Annotated in this window: 22 protein-coding genes; 7 read left to right on the top strand and 15 right to left on the bottom strand. The window is 64.3% G+C overall.

What is annotated here, in order from left to right; all coding sequences use genetic code 11:
- Window positions 1-39 precede the first annotated feature (39 nt).
- From AO356_RS24900 to AO356_RS24920, 5 genes are all read left to right on the top strand, one after another.
- Entirely contained in the window at window positions 40-1,113 is a 1,074-nt protein-coding gene (locus tag AO356_RS24900; RefSeq protein ID WP_060742037.1) for an ATP-NAD kinase family protein, read from the top strand.
- Between the two features lie 2 nt (window positions 1,114-1,115).
- On the top strand, window positions 1,116-2,093 hold the full coding sequence (locus AO356_RS24905) for a thiamine pyrophosphate-dependent dehydrogenase E1 component subunit alpha (RefSeq protein ID WP_060742038.1): 978 nt from the start codon (window positions 1,116-1,118) through the stop codon (window positions 2,091-2,093).
- Between the two features lie 36 nt (window positions 2,094-2,129).
- A complete protein-coding gene (locus AO356_RS24910) occupies window positions 2,130-3,146 on the top strand; it encodes an alpha-ketoacid dehydrogenase subunit beta (RefSeq protein WP_060742039.1) in 1,017 nt (338 codons plus the stop codon).
- Window positions 3,146-4,258, top strand: coding sequence for an acetoin dehydrogenase dihydrolipoyllysine-residue acetyltransferase subunit (locus AO356_RS24915; RefSeq protein ID WP_060742040.1), 1,113 nt, complete (start codon window positions 3,146-3,148; stop codon window positions 4,256-4,258). Before AO356_RS24910 ends, AO356_RS24915 begins: the two co-directional genes overlap by 1 nt.
- 81 nt (window positions 4,259-4,339) lie before the next feature.
- Window positions 4,340-5,404 carry a 2,3-butanediol dehydrogenase gene (locus AO356_RS24920; RefSeq protein WP_225613516.1) on the top strand — a complete coding sequence of 355 codons (1,065 nt, stop codon included), beginning with the start codon at window positions 4,340-4,342 and terminating at the stop codon, window positions 5,402-5,404.
- Between the two features lie 66 nt (window positions 5,405-5,470).
- Here AO356_RS24920 and AO356_RS24925 read toward each other — a convergent pair whose 3' ends face one another.
- From AO356_RS24925 to AO356_RS24995, 15 genes are all read right to left on the bottom strand, one after another.
- Entirely contained in the window at window positions 5,471-6,025 is a 555-nt protein-coding gene (locus AO356_RS24925; RefSeq protein ID WP_060742042.1) for a DinB family protein, read from the bottom strand.
- Between the two features lie 233 nt (window positions 6,026-6,258).
- On the bottom strand, window positions 6,259-7,176 hold the full coding sequence (locus AO356_RS24930) for a dihydrodipicolinate synthase family protein (RefSeq protein WP_025213515.1): 918 nt from the start codon (window positions 7,174-7,176) through the stop codon (window positions 6,259-6,261).
- 154 nt (window positions 7,177-7,330) lie between these two features.
- Window positions 7,331-8,359 (bottom strand): trans-3-hydroxy-L-proline dehydratase, encoded by a 1,029-nt coding sequence (locus AO356_RS24935; RefSeq protein WP_060742043.1) that lies wholly within the window; start codon window positions 8,357-8,359, stop codon window positions 7,331-7,333.
- Between the two features lie 108 nt (window positions 8,360-8,467).
- Complete coding sequence (locus tag AO356_RS24940) at window positions 8,468-9,190, bottom strand: amino acid ABC transporter ATP-binding protein (protein WP_060742044.1); 723 nt, start codon at window positions 9,188-9,190, stop codon at window positions 8,468-8,470.
- On the bottom strand, window positions 9,183-9,833 hold the full coding sequence (locus tag AO356_RS24945) for an amino acid ABC transporter permease (protein ID WP_060742045.1): 651 nt from the start codon (window positions 9,831-9,833) through the stop codon (window positions 9,183-9,185). The genes AO356_RS24940 and AO356_RS24945 overlap by 8 nt, the downstream gene beginning before the upstream one ends.
- A 12-nt stretch (window positions 9,834-9,845) precedes the next feature.
- A complete protein-coding gene (locus tag AO356_RS24950; RefSeq protein WP_060742046.1) occupies window positions 9,846-10,511 on the bottom strand; it encodes an amino acid ABC transporter permease in 666 nt (221 codons plus the stop codon).
- Window positions 10,504-12,279, bottom strand: coding sequence for an aconitase X (locus AO356_RS24955; RefSeq protein WP_060742047.1), 1,776 nt, complete (start codon window positions 12,277-12,279; stop codon window positions 10,504-10,506). The genes AO356_RS24950 and AO356_RS24955 overlap by 8 nt, the downstream gene beginning before the upstream one ends.
- A 10-nt stretch (window positions 12,280-12,289) precedes the next feature.
- Window positions 12,290-13,108, bottom strand: a complete 819-nt coding sequence (locus tag AO356_RS24960; RefSeq protein WP_060742048.1) for a transporter substrate-binding domain-containing protein — start codon at window positions 13,106-13,108, stop codon at window positions 12,290-12,292.
- 234 nt (window positions 13,109-13,342) lie between these two features.
- Window positions 13,343-14,092 (bottom strand): AraC family transcriptional regulator, encoded by a 750-nt coding sequence (locus tag AO356_RS24965; RefSeq protein ID WP_060742049.1) that lies wholly within the window; start codon window positions 14,090-14,092, stop codon window positions 13,343-13,345.
- Between the two features lie 240 nt (window positions 14,093-14,332).
- Window positions 14,333-15,589 carry an NAD(P)/FAD-dependent oxidoreductase gene (locus AO356_RS24970; protein WP_060742050.1) on the bottom strand — a complete coding sequence of 419 codons (1,257 nt, stop codon included), beginning with the start codon at window positions 15,587-15,589 and terminating at the stop codon, window positions 14,333-14,335.
- A complete protein-coding gene (locus AO356_RS24975; RefSeq protein WP_060742051.1) occupies window positions 15,586-15,822 on the bottom strand; it encodes a 2Fe-2S iron-sulfur cluster-binding protein in 237 nt (78 codons plus the stop codon). The genes AO356_RS24970 and AO356_RS24975 overlap by 4 nt, the downstream gene beginning before the upstream one ends.
- 191 nt (window positions 15,823-16,013) lie before the next feature.
- The gene (locus AO356_RS24980; protein ID WP_060742052.1) at window positions 16,014-17,129 is read right to left on the bottom strand and encodes an NAD(P)/FAD-dependent oxidoreductase; all 1,116 of its coding nucleotides are present in this window, start codon (window positions 17,127-17,129) and stop codon (window positions 16,014-16,016) included.
- Entirely contained in the window at window positions 17,126-18,058 is a 933-nt protein-coding gene (locus AO356_RS24985) for a 4-hydroxyproline epimerase (protein ID WP_060742053.1), read from the bottom strand. Before AO356_RS24985 ends, AO356_RS24980 begins: the two co-directional genes overlap by 4 nt.
- A gap of 112 nt (window positions 18,059-18,170) precedes the next feature.
- Entirely contained in the window at window positions 18,171-18,842 is a 672-nt protein-coding gene (locus AO356_RS24990; RefSeq protein ID WP_060742054.1) for a GntR family transcriptional regulator, read from the bottom strand.
- 141 nt (window positions 18,843-18,983) lie between these two features.
- The gene (locus tag AO356_RS24995) at window positions 18,984-20,150 is read right to left on the bottom strand and encodes an MFS transporter (protein WP_060742055.1); all 1,167 of its coding nucleotides are present in this window, start codon (window positions 20,148-20,150) and stop codon (window positions 18,984-18,986) included.
- A gap of 137 nt (window positions 20,151-20,287) precedes the next feature.
- Between AO356_RS24995 and AO356_RS25000 the strand changes: the two genes are divergently transcribed.
- Window positions 20,288-21,679: a PLP-dependent aminotransferase family protein gene (locus AO356_RS25000; RefSeq protein WP_060742056.1), complete on the top strand. Its 1,392-nt coding sequence runs from the start codon at window positions 20,288-20,290 to the stop codon at window positions 21,677-21,679.
- A gap of 257 nt (window positions 21,680-21,936) precedes the next feature.
- Window positions 21,937-24,078 (top strand): TonB-dependent siderophore receptor, encoded by a 2,142-nt coding sequence (locus tag AO356_RS25005; protein ID WP_060742057.1) that lies wholly within the window; start codon window positions 21,937-21,939, stop codon window positions 24,076-24,078.
- Window positions 24,079-24,167: the final 89 nt, after the last annotated feature.

Below are 24,167 nucleotides of genomic sequence, written 5' to 3' on the forward strand. Positions count from 1 at the left end.
CTGCCCAGGCCGTTCGCCTGTTTCTCCCGCGGTGGCACCATGAGCCGCCGGCCACTGACCGTGGGCATCATCGCCAACCCCGCATCGGGCCGCGACGTGCGGCGCCTGACCGCCAATGCCGGGCTGTTTTCCAGCACCGACAAGGTCTCGGTGATCCAGCGCCTGCTGGCCGCTTTCGGTGCCACCGGCATCGAGCAGGTGTTGATGCCCACCGACATGATTGGCATGGCCGCCGCTGTGCTGAAGAACAGCCACAGTCGCCAGGCCCGCAGCAGCCACTGGCCGGCCCTGGAGTTCCTCGACCTGACCCTGCGCCAGACCGTCGAAGACACCCGCCAGGCCGCGCGCCTGATGGCCGAGCGCGAGGTGGCGCTGATCGCCGTGCTCGGTGGCGACGGCACCCACAAGGCGGTGGCCGCCGAAGTGGGGGACATCCCGTTGCTGACCCTGTCCACCGGCACCAACAACGCCTTTCCCGAACTGCGCGAAGCCACCAGTGCCGGACTGGCCGGTGGCTTGTACGCCAGTGGCCGGGTCCCGGCCCAGATCGGTTTGCGCCGCAACAAGCGTTTGCTGGTTTGCGACGCCGGACGTGGCCTGCGCGAAGTCGCCTTGGTGGACGTCGCCGTGTCGCCCCTGCGGTTTGTCGGCGCCCGGGCCATCAGTCGGGCACAGGACTTGGCCGAAGTGTTCGTGACCTTCGCCGAGCCGCAGTCCATCGGTCTGTCGGCGCTATGCGGCTTGTGGTTCCCGGTGTCACGCCAGGCACCGGGTGGCGCCTGGATGCGCCTGGACCCGCAATCTCCCGAAGCGCTGCTGGTACCGCTCGCGCCGGGCCTGTTGCAAGGCTGTGGCGTGCTCGCCGCCGGCCCCCTGGAACCCGGTGTCGCCCATGGCCTGTCGCTCTCCAGCGGCACCCTGGCGTTGGACGGCGAGCGGGAAATCGAATTCAACGTTCATGACCGGCCCACGGTCACCCTCGATGCCGGCGGTCCACTGAGCATCGACGTCAACGCGGTGCTGGCCTACGCCGCGCAACAACGTTTGCTGGCCATCGGCCGCGAACACCCGCAACACCCTCTGAATCTTCAAGAAGACACCCCAGGAGAATAAAAATGTCGACACCGCTCACCCACGATCAACTGCTGCACGCCTATCAGGTGATGCGCACCATCCGCGCCTTCGAAGAGCGCCTGCACGTGGAGTTCGCCACGGGTGAAATCCCCGGGTTCGTCCACCTGTATGCCGGCGAAGAAGCCTCGGCCGCAGGCGTCATGGCCCACCTGGGCGATGACGATTGCATTGCCTCCAACCACCGTGGCCATGGCCATTGCATCGCCAAGGGCGTGGACATCTACGGCATGATGGCCGAGATCTACGGCAAGAAAACCGGCGTTTGCCAAGGCAAGGGCGGCTCGATGCACATCGCCGACTTCGAGAAAGGCATGCTCGGCGCCAATGGCATTGTCGGCGCCGGCGCACCCTTGGTGGTCGGCGCGGCTTTGGCGGCCCGGCTCAAGGGCACCGACAGCGTCGCCGTGGTGTTTTTCGGCGACGGCGGCTCCAACGAGGGCGCGGTGTTCGAAGCCATGAACATGGCCTCGGTGTGGAACCTGCCGTGCCTGTTTGTCGCGGAAAACAACGGCTATGCCGAAGCCACCGCTTCCAATTGGTCGGTGGCCTGCGATCACATCGCCGACCGCGCGGCCGGGTTCGGCATGCCCGGCGTGACTGTCGACGGCTTCGACTTCTTTGCCGTGCATGAAGCCGCCGGGGCCGCCGTCGAACGCGCCCGTGCCGGGGAGGGGCCGTCGCTGATCGAGGTCAAGCTGACCCGCTACTACGGTCACTTCGAGGGCGACGCCCAGACCTACCGGGCCCCCGACGAGGTCAAGCACTTCCGTGAAAACCAGGACTGCCTGATGCAGTTCCGCGAGCGCACGACCCGGGCCGGCTTGCTCACCGTCGAGCAGTTGGACCAGATCGACAAGGAAGTGGACCTGCTGATTGAAAACGCCGTGTACAAGGCCAAGTCCGATCCCAAGCCTTCCTCGGCGGACCTGCTGACCGACGTCTACGTCAGCTATCCCTGAACGCCCTCCTGAACAACAAGAATAGAGAACTCCATCATGGCGAGAAAAATCAGCTATCAGCAGGCAATCAACGAAGCGCTGGCCCAGGAGATGCGCCGGGACTCAAGCGTGTTCATCATGGGTGAGGACGTGGCCGGTGGCGCTGGCGCACCCGGTGAAAACGACGCCTGGGGCGGTGTACTTGGGGTGACCAAGGGCCTTTACGACCAGTTCCCCGGGCGCGTGCTGGACACGCCGCTCTCGGAAATCGGTTACGTCGGTGCGGCGGTCGGGGCTGCCACCTGCGGCGTACGCCCGGTGTGCGAACTGATGTTCGTCGACTTTGCCGGGTGCTGCCTGGACCAGATCCTCAACCAGGCGGCGAAGTTTCGCTACATGTTCGGCGGCAAGGCCTCCACGCCCCTGGTGATCCGCACCATGGTCGGCGCCGGCCTGCGCGCCGCCGCCCAGCATTCGCAGATGCTCACGTCCTTGTGGACGCACATTCCGGGGCTGAAAGTGGTCTGCCCGTCATCGCCTTACGACGCCAAGGGCCTGCTGATCCAGGCGATCCGCGACAACGACCCAGTGATCTTCTGCGAGCACAAGTTGCTCTACAGCATGCAGGGCGAAGTGCCGGAAGAGCTCTACACCATCCCCTTTGGCGAGGCCAATTTCCTGCGCGACGGCAAGGACGTGACCCTCGTGTCCTATGGACGCATGGTCAACACCGCGATGGACGCCGCCCGCAGCCTGGCCGGGCGCGGTATCGACTGCGAGGTCATCGACCTGCGTACCACCAGCCCGATGGACGAGGACAGCATCCTCGAAAGCGTGGAGAAGACCGGGCGCCTGGTGGTGATCGACGAGGCCAACCCGCGCTGTTCCATGGCCACCGATGTTTCCGCGCTGGTGGCGCAAAAGGCCTTCGGCGCGCTCAAGGCGCCGATCGAAATGGTCACCGCGCCGCACACGCCGGTGCCGTTCTCCGATGCCCTGGAAGACCTGTACATCCCTGACGCGGCGAAGATCGAGCAAGCCGTGCTCAACGTGATCGAGTGGAGCAAGCGCTGATGAGCCAGATTCATACCTTGACCATGCCCAAGTGGGGCCTGTCGATGACCGAGGGCCGGGTCGATGCCTGGCTCAAGGAGGAGGGCCAGGCCATCACCAAGGGCGATGAAGTGATGGACGTCGAGACGGACAAGATCTCCAGCAGCGTCGAGGCGCCGTTCTCCGGAATCCTGCGCCGGCAGGTTGCCCGTCAGGACGAAACCCTGGCGGTCGGCGCCTTGCTCGGCATCGTCGTCGACGGCGAGGCCAGCGACGCCGAGATCGACGCGGTCATCGAGCAGTTCCAATCCAACTTCGTGCCCGGTGATTCAGCCGATGAAGACAGCGGCCCGACACCGCAGAAAGTCGAGTTGGACGGCCGGGTGATTCGCTATTTCGAGCGCGGCGAGGGCGGTACGCCGTTGGTGCTGGTGCACGGTTTCGGCGGCGACCTGAACAATTGGCTGTTCAACCATGAAGCACTGGCCGTCGGGCGTCGGGTCATTGCCCTGGACCTGCCGGGCCATGGCGAATCTTCGAAAACCCTGCAACGCGGCGACCTGGACGAGCTGAGCGGCGTGGTGCTGGCCTTGCTCGATCACCTGGACATCAACGCTGTGCATCTGGTGGGGCATTCCATGGGTGGGGCGGTTTCGCTGAATGCCGCGCGCCTGATGCCCCAGCGTGTACGGTCGCTGACTTTGATCGGCAGCGCCGGGCTGGGCGCGCAGATCAACGGCGGCTACCTGCAAGGTTTCGTCGAAGCGGCCAACCGCAACGCCCTCAAGCCGCCACTGGTGCAACTGTTCTCCAATGCCGAGCTGGTCACGCGGCAGATGCTCGACGACATGCTCAAGTACAAGCGCCTGGAAGGCGTGGACGCCGCCCTGCGGCAACTGTCGGCGACGCTGTTCGCCGACGGCCGCCAGCAGGTGGACCTGCGCGAGGTGGTGCAGGCCGGTCACGTACCGACCCTGGTGATCTGGGGCAGCGACGACGCAATCATCCCGGCGGCCCACGGCGAAGGGCTGGCTGCCCAGGTCGAAGTGCTCCCCGGCCAGGGCCACATGGTGCAGATGGAAGCGGCCGAGCAGGTCAATCGATCGATTCTCGAGTTCATCGCACAGCACTGACCCAGCGGGCGGCGATGAATCGCCGCCCCATAAAATCCTCTGGAGGCAACTATGAACGTTTCAATCAAGCCGACCCGCAGCATGCGCGCCGCCGTCTGGCATGGCCGCAACGACATTCGCGTCGAAGACGTGCCACTGCCGGTTTCGCCGCCGGCCGGTTGGGTGCAGATCCGTGTGCAATGGTGCGGCATCTGCGGCTCGGACCTGCATGAATACGTGGCTGGGCCGGTATTCATCCCGGTGGACGCGCCGCACCCGCTGACCGGGATCAAGGGCCAGTGCATCCTCGGTCATGAGTTCTGCGGCGAAATCGTCGAACTGGGCGCCGGCGTCGAGGGTTTCAGTGTCGGCGAACCGGTGGCGGCCGATGCCTGCCAGCACTGCGGCACTTGCTATTACTGCACCCACGGGCTCTACAACATCTGCGAGAACCTGGCCTTCACCGGGCTGATGAACAACGGCGCGTTCGCTGAGCTGGTCAACGTACCGGCGAACCTGCTCTACAAACTGCCTGCCGACTTTCCGACCGAGGCCGGTGCGTTGATCGAGCCGCTGGCGGTGGGCATGCATGCGGTGAAAAAGGCCGGCAGCCTGCTGGGTCAGAACGTGGTGGTGGTCGGCGCCGGGACCATCGGCCTGTGCACCATCATGTGCGCCAGGGCGGCCGGTGCGGCCCAGGTGATTGCCCTGGAAATGTCTGGAGCCCGCAAGGCCAAGGCCTTGGAAGTCGGCGCCAGCCATGTGATCGATCCGAACGAGTGCGACGCCCTGGCCGAAGTCCGCCGCCTGACCGCGGGCCTGGGGGCCGATGTCAGTTTCGAATGCATTGGCAACAAGCACACCGCCAAGTTTGCCATCGACCTGATCCGCAAGGCCGGCAAATGCGTGTTGGTGGGCATTTTCGAGGAGCCGAGCGAGTTCAACTTCTTTGAACTGGTCTCCACCGAGAAGCAAGTGCTTGGCGCGCTGGCTTACAACGGTGAGTTCGCCGATGTGATTGCCTTCATCGCCGACGGACGCCTGGACATCTCGCCGCTGGTGACCGGGCGCATCCAGTTGGAGGAGATCGTCGGGCAGGGCTTCGAGGAACTGGTGAACAACAAGGAGCACAACGTGAAGATCATCGTGTCCCCCGCACGGATCTGAGAGCGCCCGGGTGGGCGATTTGGCGATGGCCGGCAGCGGTCGTCGCCTTTTTTTCGGCGTAGCGCTTCAGTCGGGCCGATAGTCTCGCCAGACAGTTGCTTCGTTGAGTTGCAGTGTTTGTTCTTCTTGCTGCCGAAACCTACGGTCGCAGTCGAGGAAAAACTCATCGAGCTGCGGTGGCTTGACACCCGCGCCGCTGAGCATCGAATGCACCTGGCCGCGGTGATGGATCTGATGTTCGAACAGGTGCAACAGCAGTCGGTCGATTCGTTCGAGCACCACCCCGTCGGCACGCACCAGGTCGACGGAGCGGGCGAGGTCTTTTTCTCGCAGTGATTCGCAGAAAGCCACCAGCCGCTGGTCGGTTTGAGCCTGGCTCTGCATGAGCTGGGCAAAGGGCAGGATCTCGGAGAAATCCTTTATCTGGCCGTCCCGGTCACCTTCCAGGGCGGTGAGGTAATAGCGGTCCACTTCCAGGATGTGGCAAAGCGTGGCTTGGATGGACGGGAAGAATCCCGTGCGCGGCGCGGCGTAGTCAGCCTCGCTCAACTGCGCGCAGGCGCCGAGCAGCCTGTGGTTGGCCCATCGGTTGTTCAGGGCCTGGGCCAGGAAATAGTTCATGGGAAGCCTCCCTGTCATGGCCGCCACCGACAGTGTGGGAGCGAGCTTGCTCGCGATGAAGGCGGCACATTCAGCATAGTCGCTTCAGGCAGACCGCTATCGCGAGCAAGCTCGCTCCCACCGTTTGAATCCCATGGGCTCACTATCGCGTATTCACCACAAATCCCTGTGGGAGCGAGCTTGCTCGCGATGGCGGCGTCCCAGTCACCGCCAGTCAGCGCCATACCCTGGGGTCAAAGCCCCACATCCGGCAACGCCGGCCGATTGGCCATGGCCTTGGCCATGATCTGCTCCACATACACTCGGTCTTCCTCTGGTAAGGCCAGGCGCGGTGGGCGGGTGAGGGCGCTGCCGCGGCCGGCGATGGCTTCGCACAGCTTGATGCATTGCACCAGATCGGCGCGGGCGTCCAGGTGCAGGATCGGCATCAACCATTCGTAGATCGGCATCGCTTCGGCAAAGCGTCCGGCGCGGGCCAGGCGGAAAATGGTCTCGCCTTCCTTCGGGAACACGTTGGACATGCCCGAGACCCAGCCTTCGGCGCCCACGGCGAGGCTCTCCAGCACCACGTCATCGAGACCGGCGAACAACACAAAGCGATCGCCGACTTCGTTGCGCACGTCGATGAAGCGCCGGGTGTCGCCGGAGGAGTCCTTGAAACACACCACGTTGTCGCAATCGGCCAGGGAAATCAGGATGTCCGGCGTCACGTCATTCTTGTAGATCGGCGGGTTGTTGTAGACCATCAGCGGCACATCGGCGTGGCGGGCCACGTAGCGGAAATGCTCGGCGGTCTCGAAGGGTTTGGAGCCGTAGACCAGCGCCGGCATCAGCATCACCCCGTCGACCCCTACCTTGCGCACTGCGTTGGCGACCTTGGCGGCCTGCACGCTGGTGAACTCGGCCACGCCGCAAATCACTGGCACGCGGCCACGGGAGGCGTCCACCGCGACTTCGGTCACGGCGATTTTTTCCTCGGCGCTCAGGGAAGTGTTTTCCCCCACCGAACCGCAGACCACCAGGCCGGAAACACCGTCACGGATGACGTTGGAAATCACTTGGTGGGTTTTTTCCAGGTTGATGGAAAAGTCATCGTTGAATTGCGTGGTGACGGCGGGGAAAACGCCGCTCCAGTTGATGCGTTTGCTCATGGTTGTCTCCGGTGGTTAACGGTATGTGGCGAGGGGATTTGTGGGAGCAAAGCTTGCTCGCGATGCGGACGCTCGGTTCCCCTGGAAGACCGCGATATCTTCATCGCGGGCAAGCCTTGCTCCCACAGAGGGGGGCGAAGCCAGTTCAAAAAAATCATGCGCCAGGCCAGGTGTCGGAAAGCCGATAGCCCTGGGGCCACGGATCGGCGGGGTCGAGCAACAGCTGATGGGTCCCGGTGATCCACGCCCGTCCGGCGATGCATGGGTAAATCGCCGGGCGTCCGGCCACATCGGTCAGTGAGTCGATGCGGCAGTGGAATTCGGAGCCGATGATCGAGCGGCCGATAAACCGCTCGCCCACCTGCATCAAACCCTTGGCGTGCAGCACCGCCATGCGTGCCGAGCAGCCGGTGCCGGTGGGGGAACGGTCGATCTTGCCAGGCTGGATCACCACGGCGTTGGCGCCAGTGGCGATGCCATTCTCCTGGACGATGGGCGCGGCGATCTGGCAGAACGAGATGTGCGACCAATCAGGATTCAACGGGTGCACGAAGCCCAGTTGTTCGTTGGCGGCGCGGGTGATCTTCAAGCCCACGGCCACCAGCTCGGCGGCTTCATCGGGGCGAATGGCAAAACCCAGGCGTTGGGCGTCGACGATGACAAAGCTGTCGCCGCCGTAGGCGGTGTCCACCTGCAGGGAGCCCAGGCCTTCGACTTCGATCCAGGCATCGAGGCGGTCGGCGAAGGAGGGCACGTTCTTGATCTCGATCCGTCGCACCTTGCCATCGCGGCAGTCGGCCACCGCCTCGATCAGGCCGCCCGGGGCCTCCAGTACCAGGCGGGTCTGGGGCTCGGTCATCGGCAGGATGCCGCTGTCCAGCAACACGGTGGCGACGCACAGCGAGTTGGAGCCGGACATCGGCGGGGTGTCGGCCGGTTCCATGATGATCCAGGCCATCTGCGCCCGTGGGTCCTTGGCCGGCACCAGCAGGTTGACGTGGCGGAACACACCGCCACGGGGCTCGTTGAGGACAAAGTTGCGCAGGGTCTGGTCCTGGGCGATCCAGCGTGACTGCTCCCACACCGTGGCACCGGGTGGTGGCGCGACACCGCCGACGATCACATCGCCGACTTCGCCTTCGGCGTGGCAACTGACTACATGGATGATTTTGGATGAGCGCATGAGTCAAATCCTTGGGTTGTCTGTTCGGGCCTCATCGCGAGCAAGCTCGCTCCCACATTGAAATGCGTTCCCCTGTGGGAGCGCGCTTGCTCGCGATAGGGCCATCCGCTATTTCACCGACTTGAGAAACGCCGCCGTCTCCGGCTGCACCGGGTTGCCGATCACCTGGTCCGGCGGGCCGATTTCATGGACCCGCCCATTGCAAAAGAACGCCACGCGGTCGGACACGTCCCGGGCGAAGCGGATCTCGTGGGTCACCAGCACCATGGTCATGCCGTCTTCGGCGAGCATGCGCATGGTGTCCAGCACTTCGCCCACCAGTTGCGGGTCCAGGGCCGAGGTGGCTTCGTCGAAGAGCATGTAGTCCGGCGACATCGCCAGCGCCCGGGCGATCGCCATGCGTTGTTGCTGGCCGCCGGAAAGCTTGCCGGGGAAGGCCTTGAGCTTGTCCCCCAGGCCCACATGTTCAAGCTGTTTCACCGCCAGGGCCTCGGCGTCCTGCCGGCTCTTGCCGAGCACCTTGCGCGGCGCCAGCATGACGTTCTCCAACACGGTCAGGTGAGGGAAGGCGTTCCATTGCTGGAAGACGATGCCGATTTTCTGCCGCAGGCGATTGAGATCAGTGGCCCGGTCATGAACCTCGATGCCGTCCACGCGGATGCTGCCTTTCTGAATGGGCTCCAGGCCGTTGATGCACATCAGCAGGGTCGATTTGCCAGAGCCGGAACCGCCGATGATCGACACCACTTCGCCCTTGTCCACCGTCAGGCTCACACCCTTGACCACTTCCAGGTCACCGAAGGATTTGTGTACGTTTTCGATCTCAATCATTTTCCTGCCACCTTCTTTCCAGGCGTGCGCCGAGGCGGGCGACCACCAGGCTCATGACGTAGTAAATGAGGCCCGCGATGCACAGCACCAGCAGGGGTTCCTGAATGCGCGTGACGATGGTTTGCGACGCCCGCAGCAATTCGACGATGCCGATCCACATCACCAGCGCGGTGTCCTTCATCACGCCCAGCACCAGGTTCAGCCAGCCGGGAAAGGCCACCCGCGTGGCAATCGGCAGGACGATGAAGCGCAGGTCCTGCACATAGCTCAGGCCCAGCGACCGGCTGGCCCGGCGGGTGCTCAACGGCACCGCCAGCACGCCACCGCGGACGATCTCGGTGAAGTACGCCGCGGCGTAGATCCCGAGGACGATACAGCCGACGGCAAAGGCGCTGAGGTTCAGGCCGGCGATGCTCTTGAGGGAGTTGAACAGCACGAACTGGATCAGCAGCGGCACACTGCGAAACACGTCCAGCAGCCAGGCCAGCGGCAGGCTGGCCCGCGGCAACAGCGCCCGCAACAGACCGAACAGCAACCCGGCGAAGGTGCCCAGCAGGATCGACCACACGGTCAGTTGCAGCGTGACCCAGGCCCCCTCGAGCAAATACAGCAGGTCGTTGACGCTGAGGCTTGTAGAAAACATGACCCACCCTCCTCAGTAACGAAACAACCGCCAGGACAACAGCCGGGCCAACCCGACGATCAGCTTGGCGATCAGGTAATACAGCACCGCCGCGAGGGCGAAGTATTCGAAGGTGCGGAAGGTCTTGACGTTGTATTCCTGGGTGACACCGGTGAGGTCATTGTTCAGGCCGACCACCACCCCCAGGGACGTCATCAGCACCGCCCAGACCATCTGGTTGGTCAGCGGGTAGAAGACGATGCGCAACAGTTGCGGGACGATGATCATCCGGTAGGCCTGGAAGGCACTCATCCCCAACGAACGGGCGGCGCGCATTTGCGTACCGGGCACGGCCTTGAGGCCGCCGCGAAAGTTTTCCGCCAGGTAGCCGGCGTTGTTGAAGGTGATTCCGGCCAGCAAGGCCAGCCAGGAACTGACGTGCAGCCCGAGGGAGCCGAGGCCGAAGTAGAGGATGTAGATCTGGAACAGCGAGGGCGTGTTGCGGGCGATGGACACCCAGCCATTGCCTACGCCTCGCAGCAAGCGATTCGGGGCCTGGCGCATCACGGTCAGCACCAGGGCGATCAGCACGCCGAAAATCATCGACAGCGCGGCGGTCTCGAAGGTCACCCAGGCCCCGGCGAGCATGTCGGGCAGGGCGCGCAAGGCCGGGCGCCATTGGAAGCTGTAGTCAAACATGGGTCGGGCTCCCGGTGCGGGTGGGTTGCAGCCATGTGGGCGGCTGGCCGCGAGTGGCGGCGGTGCACGCGGCCTCGACGCAGTCGGCGAGGGCGGCAAAGTGCACCCCGCGACCGACCAGGCCGGGTGCGTAGTGGGCGTATTTACCGGAGTTGGTCATCAGCGTGGTGGCGTGGGGCGGGATCACCGGCTCACCCAGCATGCACCAGCAGGTGTCGGTCACCAGCACCGCGCCGAAGGCCTCGATGGCGGTCAGATACCCGGCTTTGCGGGCCTGCTCCAGCACCGCCCGACCGCAGGTGATTGCCAGCACCACATAGGGATGCTTGACCCGGCCCGCGCACAAGGTCGCGAGGGCGGCGAATTCGCTGAGGGAGAAATGCGGATTGCCCAGGGACACCACGTCCACCCAGTTGTCTCGGGCGCTGTTGAGTTCGCGCCAACTGGCAAGCAGGCCTGTGGCGTCGACGCTTTCCTGTGGCAACGCGACGTCGCGCTCCAGGACATCGGCCGGGTCGAGCGCTTCCGGTGTCACACCGGCGATGTGGAACAGCGGCGCGGCGCTGGTGGTGGCGAACGCGGCGCCGAAGGCCTTGAGGTCGTCCAGGCTCGGTGCGGCGTGTTCCAGGCCGCGTATCAGCGGAATACGCCGGCCGGCCAGACTACCGATGTGATAGCCCAGCAGCGGATAGAAACTGTCATCGACCTTGCCCAGTGCCGGCACGTCGACGATCAGCCGGGCCTTGCGCGGGTCGTCGAGATGGCAGCCGGTCAACGGTGCCCGCCCGCACAGGGCGATGCAGATGTCGAGGAAGTCCGGGTACTTTTGCGTGCGCGCGCCCAACACGCTGTTGGCATAGACCACCGCATTGGATTCGGCCCAGACGATTTGCTCGCCGGCTTTTGGCGCGGTGTCCAGCAGGTAGGGCGCACAAGTGAAACTCAGCTGGGCGCCCATCGCCATGTAGGCGTCGCCCAAGGCACTGGCCGGCTCGCCCAGCGCCGGGTCGACACCCAGCTCGCGCCAGCGACGCTGGTCCACGGAGATGGAATTGAGGGTGGTGGGCACGCGAACTTTCGCGCCCCATTGCACCAGTTGCTCGGCAAAGCGCAGGCTGGCGGGACCGGTGTAGATGCAGCCGTCGATGTGGGCCTGGGTCACGTCTAGCAATTGCGTGGCGCCCTGGATCTCGGCCATGCGCAGCACGATGTGCATCGCCACTTGGGCAGCCTTGCCATGGCTGCCGTCGAGCAATGCCCGGTCTTGTTCGGTCAGTTCCAGGGTTGAGAACGTGGGCGGCTGCGACGCCGCGTACGAACCTTGCCAGCCGTCGTCCAGGGGCCGGCCAGACAATGTCAGGACATCGCTTTCCAGACGGACAAAACCCTGGCCGCGCAGCCCATTGAAGGCCTCGTGTCCCACGCACAACACCGGCAGCGAACGCTGGAAAATCACCTGCGCCACCAGCACGCCCAGGGTCAGGATTTCATCGGCTTCGGCCAGCACCAGGGCTGCGGGGGCGTGGCCATTGCTGATCAGTTCCATCAAGACGCTGCTGCCGGTACAGGAGCCGCGTCCGCTGGGAATCGCCAATACGCGTCCGGCCAGGTGCTGGCCACTCAAGGGATGGTGCCGGTCGATGACCTCGCCACTGGCTGGATCGACGCCGCCCCAGAAACTCAGCCCCACCTCGGCGAACAACAGGGCGCCCTGGGCGGCACCCTCCACCAGGCTGCGGCCTTTCACACGGACAGGCGTGCTTGGCATGCGCCGATCCTCAGTAGTAGACCTGGGGAACGGTCAGGTTGGCCGGCGGGATGTCGGTGCCGACCCATTTGACGAACAACTCCTTGTAGCGGCCGGTGCGCACCTGCTGGTTGACGAACAGGTTGAGGTAGTTGAGCAGGCCGTACTCGCTGCGCTTGGCGCCGAGGGACACGTAGTCGATGACGTAGGGCGCGTCACCGGCGATCTTCAGGCTCTTGTACTTGCCCGACTTGATGGTCGCGGCGGCCACGGTGTTGGTCACCACGGTGGCATCGATGTGCCCCTGGGCGACGGCCAGCAGGGTGTCGTTCTGCGACTGGTAGGCGCGGAAGCTGCCGCTGCCCCAGCTCTTCTGGTCCTTCTCCAGGGCGATGGCTTCGTAGGTGCTACTGGTGTTGCCCAAGGCCTTGCCCTTGAGGTCGGCGTAGCTGTTGATGCCGGTGTTGTCGCGGGTCAGCACCACCATCTGGAAGGCGAAGTAGGGCACGGTCAGGCCGACGGTCTTGGCTCGCTCCAAGGTGTCCGACGTAGAGGCGACGATGACGTCGGCGCGACCGGACAGCAGCGCGGGGATTCGATCGGAGAACGGCGTTTCCACCACTTCGGCGTCTACGCCGAGGACCTTCGCCAGGTCTTGGCAATAGTCCACGTCGAATCCCGCCGGTTTGTTGCTTTCGTCGCGAAAGCCCATGGGCGGGAAGTCCAGGGTCACGGCGCAGCGCAGTTTGCCGGAACCGATGATGTCGTCGAGTTTGTCGGCGTGGGCCGGGGCGATGAAAAGCGGGGTGAGGACAACGCTGAGGGCTACGGCCAATGCAGGGTTTTTCATAAATGCCTCGCTGTCGAATAAATGCGGTGAGATATCGTATTGAGGATTTCGTATACGATATTAGATAAGCAATCGGCATGCCTGTTTCGGGTTGAGTCGCAGTAATTGTGTGGGAGGACTGACCTAGAGGCTTTCCAGGCGGGCGGTGGCGTATGAGGGCAGGGTGCTACGTTGGCCTGTGGTGTTACAGATGGGAGCAGCCACGGGATCCGACGCCCCATCAGGGAACATGGATCAGCGCTGATTCTCGCGATATTGGCTGGGCGACAGGCTGGTCAGGGCGCGGAACTGGCGACTGAAGGCGCTGTGATCGGTGTAACCGCAGCGCAGGGCGATCTCGGTGATCGGCAGGTCCTGGTCGAGCAACAGCCGCGAGGCTTCCTCCAACCTTGCCTTGTGAATCATCTGCCGTGGTGTGAGTTGGAAGATGCGCTTGCAGTGCCGTTCCAGTTGCGCCACCGACAATTCGGCGATGGCGGTCAGCTCGGCAAGGCTGATGGGGCGGGCGAAGTGCTGCTTGATATGGGCGTCCACCGCCGCCAGTTTGTGAAACGCCGGATGGCTCGATTGCGGCAGTTGCAGGTCGCGGGAAATGCCGGCCAGGCCGACGATCCGGCCCTCCGGATCGTGCAGGGCGAGCTTGTGGGTCAGGCACCATACGGGCTGGTTGCCGTAATACAAATGCAGTTCGAGCTGGTCGGCCAACTCCCGCCCGCTGGCCAGCACCCGGCGATCCTGTTCGGTGTACAGCGGGCCGAAGCGTTCGGGGAACACCTGGTCGGCGGTGAGGCCGAGCAGGTCGCTGCGGTGTTTGAAGCCGCAACGCCGGGCCAGGGTCTGGTTGACGAAGGCGTAGCGGGCCTGCGGGTCCTTGATGAAAAACACCACGTCCGCGAGGGTGTCCAGCAGCGGGGCGATGGGCTGCAGGCTGCGCAGCAGGGTGTCGAGGTCGCAAGGGGCTAGGGCGGTGAGCGAGGGGTACATGGCCGGCGTCGTCTTTTTTGTGGGGCGATGGCGCAGTGTCAGTTGAAAATGTGCTGCCTGTCACGCCGCCTTCGCGAGCAGGCTCGCTCCCACATTGGGGGCCGCGGCGTCTCCTGCGAACCTTCTGTGGGAGCGAGCTTGCTCGCGATGGCGTCAGTGCATCCGACATCGATGCAAGCTGACCCACCGCTATCGCGAGCAAGCTCACTCCCACAGGGGATTGGGGTGAGTGCAGATCGGTCAGGTGGGCGGGGTTTCTGCCAGGTTCAGCAAGGTCTCGATCCGCGCCGGGCTGAAGGGCGGGCGCGGCAGGGGCGCAGTCCAGCCGAACAGGTGTTCCAGGGCGGCGCCGCACACTCGGCCCTGGCAGGCGCCCATGCCGCAGCGGCTGGCCAGTTTCGCTTCGCGCCAGTTGGCATGGCCGGCCAGTTCGCCATACGGCACGTCCTCGCAGCGGCAGACCAGGGTGTCCGCCGTGGCCAGGGTCTTGAGTCGTGGATCGAGGGCGAAGGCCGTGTTCAAGGCCCGGGCGAACCCCTGCCAACGTGCGCGACGGGGCCACAGCTGTTGGGCGGCGGTGCTATTGCCGACGGCGGCATGGCCGGCGATGGTGCCTTCCACCAGCGCCAGTTCGCTGCCGCCGAAACCGGTGCACTCACCGGCGGCGTAATGTTCGCGGCGAGAGGTGGCTTGCCACGCGTCCACCGCCAGCGCCTGGTCTTCGACCGCGCAGCCCAGGGCCTGGCCCAACTGGGTATTGGGAATGAGCCCGAAACCGCAGGCGAGCCGATCGCAGGCCAATTCAATCGTCTTGCCTTGCTGTTGCAGGCGCACGCCCTCCAGCCGGTCCCGGCCGAGGGCTTCCACCACATGGGTGTCGGTGCGGTAGTGCCGGTCGAACAGACTGAACGATTGGAAAAGCTTCCCCGGCCAGCGTGGCAATTGCGCGGCGAAACCGACGACGGCGCCGCGACGGGCCTGCTCGGCGATGCGTACCACCTGTGCGCCCTGATGTTTTGCCGTGGCGGCGCTGGCCAGCAGCAAGGGGCCGCTACCGGCGATGACCAACCGTTCGCCGCGCACTGGCAAGCCGCCCTTGATCAACGCCTGCAACCCGCCGGCGCCGGTCACGCCGGGCAGTGTCCAGCCGGGAAACGGCAGCAGCAGCTCACGGGCACCCGTGCAGAGGATCAAGCGCTCGTAGCTGATCTGCCAGCCGCGCTCGGCATCTTCCACCAGCAAGGTTTTATCCGCCGCGCAGGCGATTACGCGAGTACCGGCATGGCAGCGTACGTTGGCGCAGGTGTGCAGTTGATCGCGCAGGCGTCGGGCGGCGGCGGGCAGGTTGGCCTGGGGGCCGTCGCGCCAGATCTGCCCGCCGGGCAGCGGGTTGTCGTCCAGCAGCACGATGCGTGCACCGCTGCTTGCCGCGGCGAGGGCAGCGGCCATGCCCGCGGGGCCGGCGCCGATGATCAGCAGGTCGGTGGTTTCGTTCATGGTCGGGTCTGCACATGCATGCCATCGAGGCACAAGGTCTGGCAGGCCAGGCGGCGCCGGCCATCGATCAACACCCGGCACTCCTGGCAGATGCCCATGCCGCACAAGGGCGCCCGTCGCTGGCCGCTGACCGAGGTGCGGCTGCAACCGTCCGCGCCCAGCGCCAATGCCGCCGCGACGCTGGTGCCGTTGGCCACTGACAAGGGGTGGCCGTCGAGGAATAGATCAGGCATAGGAACAATCCCCCAAGGGTAAATGGATATCAGCACCAAACGCCCATCCCGTGGCGAGGGAGCTTGCTCCCGCTGGGGCGCGCAGCGGCCCCGACAACGATCTGACAACTCGGTGTGTCGGGCCAATCCAGGGGACTGCTGCGCCATCCAGCGGGAGCAAGCTCCCTCGCCACAAGAACTTGTGTCGGGCTTCAGGCATGGGCCGGCTCTCCAAGGAAACGCTGCGGCAGGTAAGCTTGAGGCGCCAGCGGCGAGGTTTCGTCGAACAGCTGGGCCACCAGCAAGTCGGCCGTCGCGGGCGCAGTGGTGACGCCCAGGCCTTCGTGACCGACCGCCAGCCACAGCCCCTTGCGCTGTGGATGTTGCCCCACCAGCGGCAAGCCGTCGGGGCTCGCCGCGCGAAAACCGGTCCAGGCCCTGATGCCGTTCAGATGCGCCAACCCTGGCATGTATTCGACGGCGCGCTTGAGCATCTTCGCCAGCATCCAGCCTTCCACCTGCGGATCGACGCTGCCGAACTGCCGTGAGGCGCCGATGAACAATTGTCCGGTCGGGCGTGGTTGGATATTGCACGCCACCGACGGCCCGTTGGCGTTATGGGCGCTGGTGACGTAGCCCAGTTCCACCAGGGTGTGAGTGACGGTGGCGGGGTAGCGGTCGGTGATCAGCAGGTGGCCCTTCTTCGGCTCGATCGGCAGTTCCGGGCATAACTCGGTGGCCTGGATGCCATTGGCGAGGACCACCGCGTCGGCGCTCAGCCAGCGACCGTCGTCGAGGCGCACGCGGTGACCGTCGACTTCGCTGACCTGTGCCCGCTGCTGGCGAATGTTAGGCGCGTCCAGCATCCAGCGGGCGGCTGCCGGAGCGTAGAGGATGCCGTCGCCCTTGATCAGCAGCCCGCCTTCCAACCCTGGGCGTAGCTCGGGTTCCCGCTGATGCAGAGCGGCTTGGCCGATCAATTCGCAGGCTTCGCCATGGGCCAGCAGGTTCAGGTATTTGCTCTGGGCCACGGCCATTTCTTCGGCATTTGCCGCCAGCCACAAGGTGCCGTTGTTGCGCCAGGCACAACCCTCGGGCAGGGCCGGTGCCAGTTCGCGCCAGCGTTGCAGGGAGTATTGACTGAGGGCCAGTTCCGCCGGGTTGTCATCCAGCACCAGCAGATGCCCCATGCCGGCCGCCGTGGCGCCGTGCCAACCGGCGTCCAGCACCAACACGTTGACGTTGCGCCGGGCCAATGCCTGGGCACAGGCCGCGCCAATGATGCCCGCGCCGATGACGATCACGTCGGCGACATGGCCCTTGCTCACGGGCGAATGCCCCAGGCGAACGGGTCGTCGGTTTCGATGATCAGGGTGGTTTCGGCACTGATGTAGGCGCGACCGCGAATGGTTGGCACGATGCGCTCGCCCGAGTGTTCGTAGGAGCCTTCGAACTCGCTGCCAATGACACTGGCCTGGCGCCAGATCTGCCCAGGCTGCAGTTTTCCATCGGCCGCCAGGCACGCCAGTTTGGCGCTGGTGCCGGTGCCGCAAGGGGAGCGGTCATAGGCCTTGCCCGGGCAGAGCACGAAGTTGCGGCTGTCGGCTTGCGGGTCATCGGCAAACAGTTCGATATGGTCGATCAGGCCGCCGTCCTCGCCGCGAAAGCCCTGTTGCTCCAAGGCTTGCTGTACGGCGTAGGTGTAGGCGGTCAATGCGTCGAGGTTATCGCCGGCCACGCGCTGGCCATGTTCGGCGATCAGGAAAAACCAGTTGCCGCCCCAGGCCACATCGCCCACCACCTGGCCGATGCCGGGCACTTCCAGGGCCAGTGCCTTGCGGTAACGATAGGCCGGCACGTTGCGCACGCTGACCGAGCGGTCTTCGTGCAAGGTTGCCTGTACCGTGCCCACCGGGGTTTCGATGCTGTGCACGCCGGGGCCGATCCTGCCCAGGTGGGCCAATGACGCCACCAGGCCGATGGTGCCGTGGCCGCACATGCCCAGGTAGCCGCTGTTGTTGAAAAAGATCACGCCGGCACAGGCGCTCGGGTCCACCGGCTCGCAGAGCAGCGCCCCCACCAGCACATCGCTGCCCCGGGGTTCCAGCACGCAGGCGGTGCGCCAGGTGTCATGCTCGGCGGCCAGGCGTTGCTTGCGCTCGGCCATGCTGCCCTGGCCCAGGTCAGGAAAACCGTCGGTGACCAGTCGGGTCGGTTCGCCGCCGGTATGGGAATCGATCACGGTGATGCGTTTCATGGGAGGGCCACGTCCGTTCAGGTGAGTGACGGTAAGCGTGGCTCGCGCCCAGGGGTGGCGGCTTGATGGTTTTATCTGTCGCCGATGACGAAATCGGCACAACGTTGGCCGATCAATGGCTGGAAGGCAGGAACTTGAACAAGGTCTCGCAGACCCCGGCGATGTGCTCGTCCAGCAGCGCCACGGCCCGCTCGACATCACCGGCGCGGCAGGCCTTGATGATTTCCCGGTGCTCGTGATCGGCACGGTCCTTACCGGCCGAAAGGCTCATCTGCATGCGCAAGTAACGCTCCAGCTTGTCGTGGACCGAGCGAATCAGGCTCACCATGAACGGCCGTTGCGCCGGTTCGTAGAGACAGGCGTGCAGTTGCCAGTTCAGTTCGGCCCAACGCCCGACGTCGTCTTCACCGACGAACTCCCGGCAGATGCTTTCGGCGCGGGCGAAGGTGTCTTCGGTCATGTTGGGAATCGCCAGGCGCAGCACTTTGTCTTCCAGGAGCATGCGCACCTCGAACATCTGCGCCAGCTCCGCCTCGGAAATGCGCGTCACCATCGCCCCGCGATTGCGCTGGAACATCACCAGGCCCTCGGCCTCCAGGCGCTTGAGGGCTTCGCGCACGGGGATCTTGCTGACGTTGAACTGCCGGGCGATGTCATCCTGGCGAATCGGCTCGTCCTCGGCAAAATGCCCAGCCACGATGGCATCGCGCAGGTGGCGGGTGATGATTTCCGAGGTGGAAGGGGTGTTGCCCAGGTCAGGCAGGTTGAACTTGGATAAAGTCACGGCGGCGGGTCGTTCGGCTTAGGTGGGGATATGGTATACGACTTTGCCGAGCGCAGTGTCGAGCTGTCCAAGGCTTCCCCCAATCCTTCAGCCAGCCCCCTGTGGCGAGGGAGCAAGCTCCCTCGCCACAGGTTGGTGTGTTCAGCCGTGGGACAGGTGGCTCACATAAGCCTCAGTCCGGACGATGCGCCATCCGGTAACAGACACCCCAGCCAACAACGCCAGGCCGAATACGATCAACGCCACGTCCGCGCCGAAATGATCGGCCAGCAACCCGGTCACCACCACCGGGATGCTGAACCCGACATAGGCGAACAGGAAAAAACCGGCACTGACCCGAGCCTTTTCCGCGCCGGCCATGGCCGTGACGGCCGACAACCCACCCAGGTACAGAAAACCGTAGCAAGCGCTGCTGGCGCCCAGCGCTCCCAGCAACACGGCGAGCAGGGAGCCGGCGCTCGCGCCCCAGGCCAGCAAGGCATAGCTCACCGGCAGGATCAACAACCCCAGGCCCGTGGCCCTGGCCGGCGACATGCGCCGCACCCAAGGCTGGAAGAGCAAGCCGCAACTGATGACCGTGAAGGTCGACAGGCCCGACCAACGCTGCAAGTCGTGGGTTGCCAGCACCGACGGCAATATGGCGATGACCAGGCCCGAAGTCGCCCAGGCCAATAGCATGGAAAAGCTGTAGGGCAGGCTGCCGGCGGGAAACAAAGGCAGGCGCAGCAGCCGCGCGTCTTTGATTTTCAGCGCCGGGTCCGGCAGCCGCCAGACCACGACAATCGCCAGGGCGGCCAACAGCAGCTGCAGCCAGAAGCTGCCGGGCGTGGCGCTGGGATGGACGAACAGGAACAGACTGGTCAACGCCGCGCCCAGGCCAAAACCCAGGGAGGTGCTGGCGGTGACCCGGTTGGCCGGCGAGCGGGTATCGCGGGTTGCCATGAGCTCTGTCATATAGGCGGTCGACGTGGCCGAGGCCAGCCCGGTGCCGACCCCCATCATCAAGCGCGCGACACCCAGCGCCACCAGGCTCGGCCAGAGCAACGTCACCAGCGTCGCCAACATCGACAGCCCGAGCGCCACCAGGATCAACGGCTTGCGGCCCACCCGGTCGGCCAACCCACCGAACGCCAGCAGGACCGGCAGCACGCCCAGCACATAACCGGAAAACGCCACCGCCGTGGCCCCGGCCCCGGAGCCGGACAATTGCGCGTAGGTGGTGTACAGCGGCGCCTGCAGGTTGACCGCGAGGGTGATCAGGCAGAGGCCGAAAGCCAGCCCCCAGGCATGTCGATGCTGTGGGTTCAAGAGTGTTCCTTAAAGGGTGCGCATGAAGTCCCGGGGACTATCGCCGCCGGGCACAACGCAAACAAGGAACAGACGCCGGTCATTTGTGTTTAACTGTTTTCTAGAAAATCGAGAACACTTGGCCAAGAGTGCCCGCCGTGGACCTGAAGATTGATCGCAACACTGCCGAGCCCATGATCCGGCAGCTCGTGACGCACCTCACGGGCTGGATCAACGCCCATGGCATTCGCCCCGGCGCGCGAATGCCGTCCATTCGCCAGCTGGCCCGGGAAAATGGCCTGAGCCTGTCGAGCGTGATCAAGGCCTATGACCAACTGGTTGCCAGCGGGGTGCTGGAGTCTCGGCATGGCGCGGGCTTTTTTGTCGCGCAACAGGTGGTCCTGCCGGTGGAGCCGATAGCTGAAACGGATAACCCGTCGTGGCGGTTGTTCGACAATGAATCGACGCAGCTCAAGCTCGGTTGCGGCTGGCTGCCCGACGCCTGGCGCGACGACACCGACCTGGGCCAGGCGATCCGCCAGGTGGTGCGCAGCGACAACCACGCGTTGTTCAACTACAGCACCCCGTTGGGTTCGCCTCATCTGCGCCTGCACCTTCAAAAACGCCTGGGCCTGATCGACATTCACGTCGACCCGGCACAGATCATCACCACCCAAGGCGCCAGCCAGGGCCTCGATCTGCTGGTGCGAACCCTGCTCAAGCCCGGTGACCTGGTGCTGGTGGAAAGCCCCGGCTACTACAACCTGTTCAATCTGCTGAGGCTGCAGGGGGTCAAGACCGTGGCGGTGCCGAGGACTGCCCAGGGCCCGGACATCGCCCGCCTGGAACAGCTTCTCGGCGAGCACAAACCCTCGTATTTCTTCATCAACAGCATGTACCAGAATCCCACCGGCACCAGTCTGGCGCCGAGCGTGGCCTATCGTCTGCTGCAACTGGCGACGGCCCATGACTTTCGCCTCATCGAGGACGACATCTACGCCGATTTCCAGAATGGCCCGACGTCCCGCCTGGCTTCCCTGGATGCCTTGGACCGGGTGATCTACCTGGCGAGTTTTTCCAAGACCTTGTCCAGTTCGCTGCGCATTGGTTATGTCGTCGCCCAGCCCGACATCATCCGGCGCTTGGCCGAAGTCAAGATGATTACCGGCATCGGTTGTTCGCTGCTGGCGGAAAACGTGGTAGCGACGTTGCTGGCCAACGGTGCTTATCGCAAGCTGATCCAACGCTTGCGCCAACGCCTGAACAAGCAGATGGCAAGTACGCTGCGCCAACTGGACCCGGCCCACTGGGAGGTGTTTGCCGAGCCGATGGGGGGGATGTTCGTCTGGGCCAGGCCTCGGTGCCTGGCGGCACAACGGGTGCAGCAGATCGCCCGGGAGTTGCAGATCCAACTGTCCCAGGGCTCGACGTTCCTGCCCCAGGGGGAGGCGTGCGATTGGTTGCGGTTGAATGTGGCGTATACCCAGGATGTTCGGGCGCAGACGTTTTTCCAGCGGGTCGCACAGGAGTCGATTGTGGCGGGCCTGTAGGGCATGGGGAGATTGTTCTGGCGCCATCGCGAGCAAGCTCGCTCCCACACAGGGGATAGCGGGGCCAATCACAAGGCTTGTAGCCACCGAAGATCCCTGTGGGAGCGAGCTTGCTCGCGATGACGGACTGAGCGGTCACAAAAATATCGATACTAATGGGAATAAATATCAAACAATAATGAGTTGCTGTATCTTTCGCGACACATTCTTGTCAGCCTCCCGATGTGGAGGCTTTTTTCCATTAGGATTGTGCATCGATGCGTCGGATTCTCGTTTCACTGTGTGTGCTCCAGGCTTACTCCGTTTCCACCTGGGCCGAACAGCCAGTCCCAGCCAAGCCGGCCTCCCTTGAGTTGCAAGCCACGGATATCGTCGGTAACGCCGACTATGAATCAGCACAGGGACCGGTGAAGGGCTATCACGCCACCCGTTCGGCCAGTGCCACCCGTACCGACACGGCGATCCATGAAACCCCGCAATCCATTTCCGTGGTGTCCCGCGACGTGGTCGAAGACCTTGGCGCCACGCGCCTGCAAGATGCCCTCGATTACGCCGGCGGCGTAGGCCGGGCCAACAACTTTGGCGGCCAGGGCCTGACCACTTTTACTGTTCGCGGTTTCACCACCGGGGAGTTCTACCGCAACGGTTTCCCGATCAACCGTGGCTACCCGAACATGCCGGACGCCAACACCATCGAGCGGCTGGAAGTCCTGCGTGGCCCGGCCACCATGCTCTATGGCCGTGGCGATCCGGGCGGTACCTTCAACGTGGTGTCCAAGCAGCCGTTGGCCGAGCGCACGGTGACCCTGGGCAGCCAGGTCAGCGACCAGGGGATGCGTCGCGGTACGCTGGATGCGTCCGGCCCATTGGACGAAGAAGGGCGCCTGGCTTATCGCCTGAACGTGATCGGCGAGGGCGGCGATACGTTCCGCGACCACGTCGAGACCGAACGCTACGGCGTCGCGCCGGTGGTCTCCTGGCAGGTCAACGACACCACGCGCCTGACCTTCGAAGGCGATTTCATGCGCAACAACCATCCGCTGGACCGTGGCTTGACCCATTACGCCGGCCAGCGTGGCACCGCCTCGCGCGATACGTTCTTCGGCGAAAAAGACGCCGGCAAGCTGCACAACGACAACAACATGCTGCAGGTGCGCTTCGAGCACATGCTCAACGACGACTGGACCCTGGCTGGCGGTACCCAGTGGCTCGACGGCACCCTGCAGGGCAATGCCGTCGAAGGCAACGGCATCGCCGCCGATGGCCGCACCCTGGGGCGCAACTTCAACTACCGCAAATTGGAGTGGACCGACCGTGACACCCAACTCAACCTCACCGGGCATTTTTCCACCGGCGGGTTCGAGCACACGTTGTTGACGGGCATCGAGTATGAAAACTACGACTACCAGTCCATCATCCAGCGTTCCGCCGCGGGCACCGGTGCCTACCCGATCGATATCTTCGACCCGGTGTATGGCCAGCCACGCCCGGCATTGACGCGCACGCCCACCGATGACCAGGAAAACCTCAAGACGTTTGGCGTGTTCGTCCAGGATCAGGTGGCGCTGACGGAGCGTTTGAAGTTGTTGGCGGGGGCGCGTTTCGAGCGATTCGAGCATCAGTATGAGAGTTTCGTCCCCCAGAACCCGCCTGGTAGTCGGAACTGGGACGTCACCGACAGTGCCGTCACCCCACGCCTGGGTATGATCTACGACCTGACTGACACCGTGGCGGTCTATGCCAATACCGCACGCTCGTTCAAGCCCAACACCGGTGCCAGACTCCAGGGTGGAGGGTTCAAGCCGGAAGAAGGCAAGTCCTACGAAATGGGTGTCAAGTGGGAAGCGCTGGATCGCCAGTTGAGCGTCGACGCGGCGATCTACCAGATTGAAAAGCGCAACGTCCTCACGCCCGACCCACAGGATGCAACATTCAACGTGGCTGCTGGCGAAGTGCGCAGCCGTGGCTTTGACCTGAACGTGGCGGGCAACCTGACGCCGCAATGGCGGGTGATCGGTGGCTATGCCTATGTAGATGCCGAAGTGACCAAGGACATCAGCATCCCGTCCGGCACCCGCTTGCTCAACGTGCCCAAGAACACCTTCAGCCTGTTGAACGTCTACGAGTTCCAGGACGGTGGCCTCAAGGGCCTCGGTCTTGGCGTAGGTGCCAAGTACGTCGATGAGCGGGCCGGCAATACCGCGGCCAGCACCTTTACCATGGACAGCTACACCGTCGTGGACTTGCTCGGTTACTACAAGGTCAACGAGCGAATCCGCCTCAACCTGGACCTGAAGAACCTGTTTGACGCCGACTACGAAGAGGGTGCATTCGGTGGGGTCTATGCTTATCCAGGTGCGCCGCGGACGGTACAGGCTGGGATTTCCTACACCCTTTGAGGCCGCGGGCAGTCGCAGTCCAAGTGGGAGCGAGCTTGCTCGCGATGGCGGTGTGTCAGTCAACATCAATCCCGACTGACCTGACGCCA

This window comes from Pseudomonas fluorescens (assembly GCF_001307275.1).
Lineage (GTDB): Bacteria > Pseudomonadota > Gammaproteobacteria > Pseudomonadales > Pseudomonadaceae > Aquipseudomonas > Aquipseudomonas fluorescens_AA.

Coding starts and splice junctions, on each gene's coding strand:
- AO356_RS24900 (WP_060742037.1), top strand. CDS start 40: ATGAGCCGCCGGCCACTGACCGTGGGCATCATCGCCAACCCCGCATCG.
- AO356_RS24905 (WP_060742038.1), top strand. CDS start 1,116: ATGTCGACACCGCTCACCCACGATCAACTGCTGCACGCCTATCAGGTG.
- AO356_RS24910 (WP_060742039.1), top strand. CDS start 2,130: ATGGCGAGAAAAATCAGCTATCAGCAGGCAATCAACGAAGCGCTGGCC.
- AO356_RS24915 (WP_060742040.1), top strand. CDS start 3,146: ATGAGCCAGATTCATACCTTGACCATGCCCAAGTGGGGCCTGTCGATG.
- AO356_RS24920 (WP_225613516.1), top strand. CDS start 4,340: ATGCGCGCCGCCGTCTGGCATGGCCGCAACGACATTCGCGTCGAAGAC.
- AO356_RS24925 (WP_060742042.1), bottom strand. CDS start 6,025: ATGAACTATTTCCTGGCCCAGGCCCTGAACAACCGATGGGCCAACCAC.
- AO356_RS24930 (WP_025213515.1), bottom strand. CDS start 7,176: ATGAGCAAACGCATCAACTGGAGCGGCGTTTTCCCCGCCGTCACCACG.
- AO356_RS24935 (WP_060742043.1), bottom strand. CDS start 8,359: ATGCGCTCATCCAAAATCATCCATGTAGTCAGTTGCCACGCCGAAGGC.
- AO356_RS24940 (WP_060742044.1), bottom strand. CDS start 9,190: ATGATTGAGATCGAAAACGTACACAAATCCTTCGGTGACCTGGAAGTG.
- AO356_RS24945 (WP_060742045.1), bottom strand. CDS start 9,833: ATGTTTTCTACAAGCCTCAGCGTCAACGACCTGCTGTATTTGCTCGAG.
- AO356_RS24950 (WP_060742046.1), bottom strand. CDS start 10,511: ATGTTTGACTACAGCTTCCAATGGCGCCCGGCCTTGCGCGCCCTGCCC.
- AO356_RS24955 (WP_060742047.1), bottom strand. CDS start 12,279: ATGCCAAGCACGCCTGTCCGTGTGAAAGGCCGCAGCCTGGTGGAGGGT.
- AO356_RS24960 (WP_060742048.1), bottom strand. CDS start 13,108: ATGAAAAACCCTGCATTGGCCGTAGCCCTCAGCGTTGTCCTCACCCCG.
- AO356_RS24965 (WP_060742049.1), bottom strand. CDS start 14,092: ATGTACCCCTCGCTCACCGCCCTAGCCCCTTGCGACCTCGACACCCTG.
- AO356_RS24970 (WP_060742050.1), bottom strand. CDS start 15,589: ATGAACGAAACCACCGACCTGCTGATCATCGGCGCCGGCCCCGCGGGC.
- AO356_RS24975 (WP_060742051.1), bottom strand. CDS start 15,822: ATGCCTGATCTATTCCTCGACGGCCACCCCTTGTCAGTGGCCAACGGC.
- AO356_RS24985 (WP_060742053.1), bottom strand. CDS start 18,058: ATGAAACGCATCACCGTGATCGATTCCCATACCGGCGGCGAACCGACC.
- AO356_RS25005 (WP_060742057.1), top strand. CDS start 21,937: ATGCGTCGGATTCTCGTTTCACTGTGTGTGCTCCAGGCTTACTCCGTT.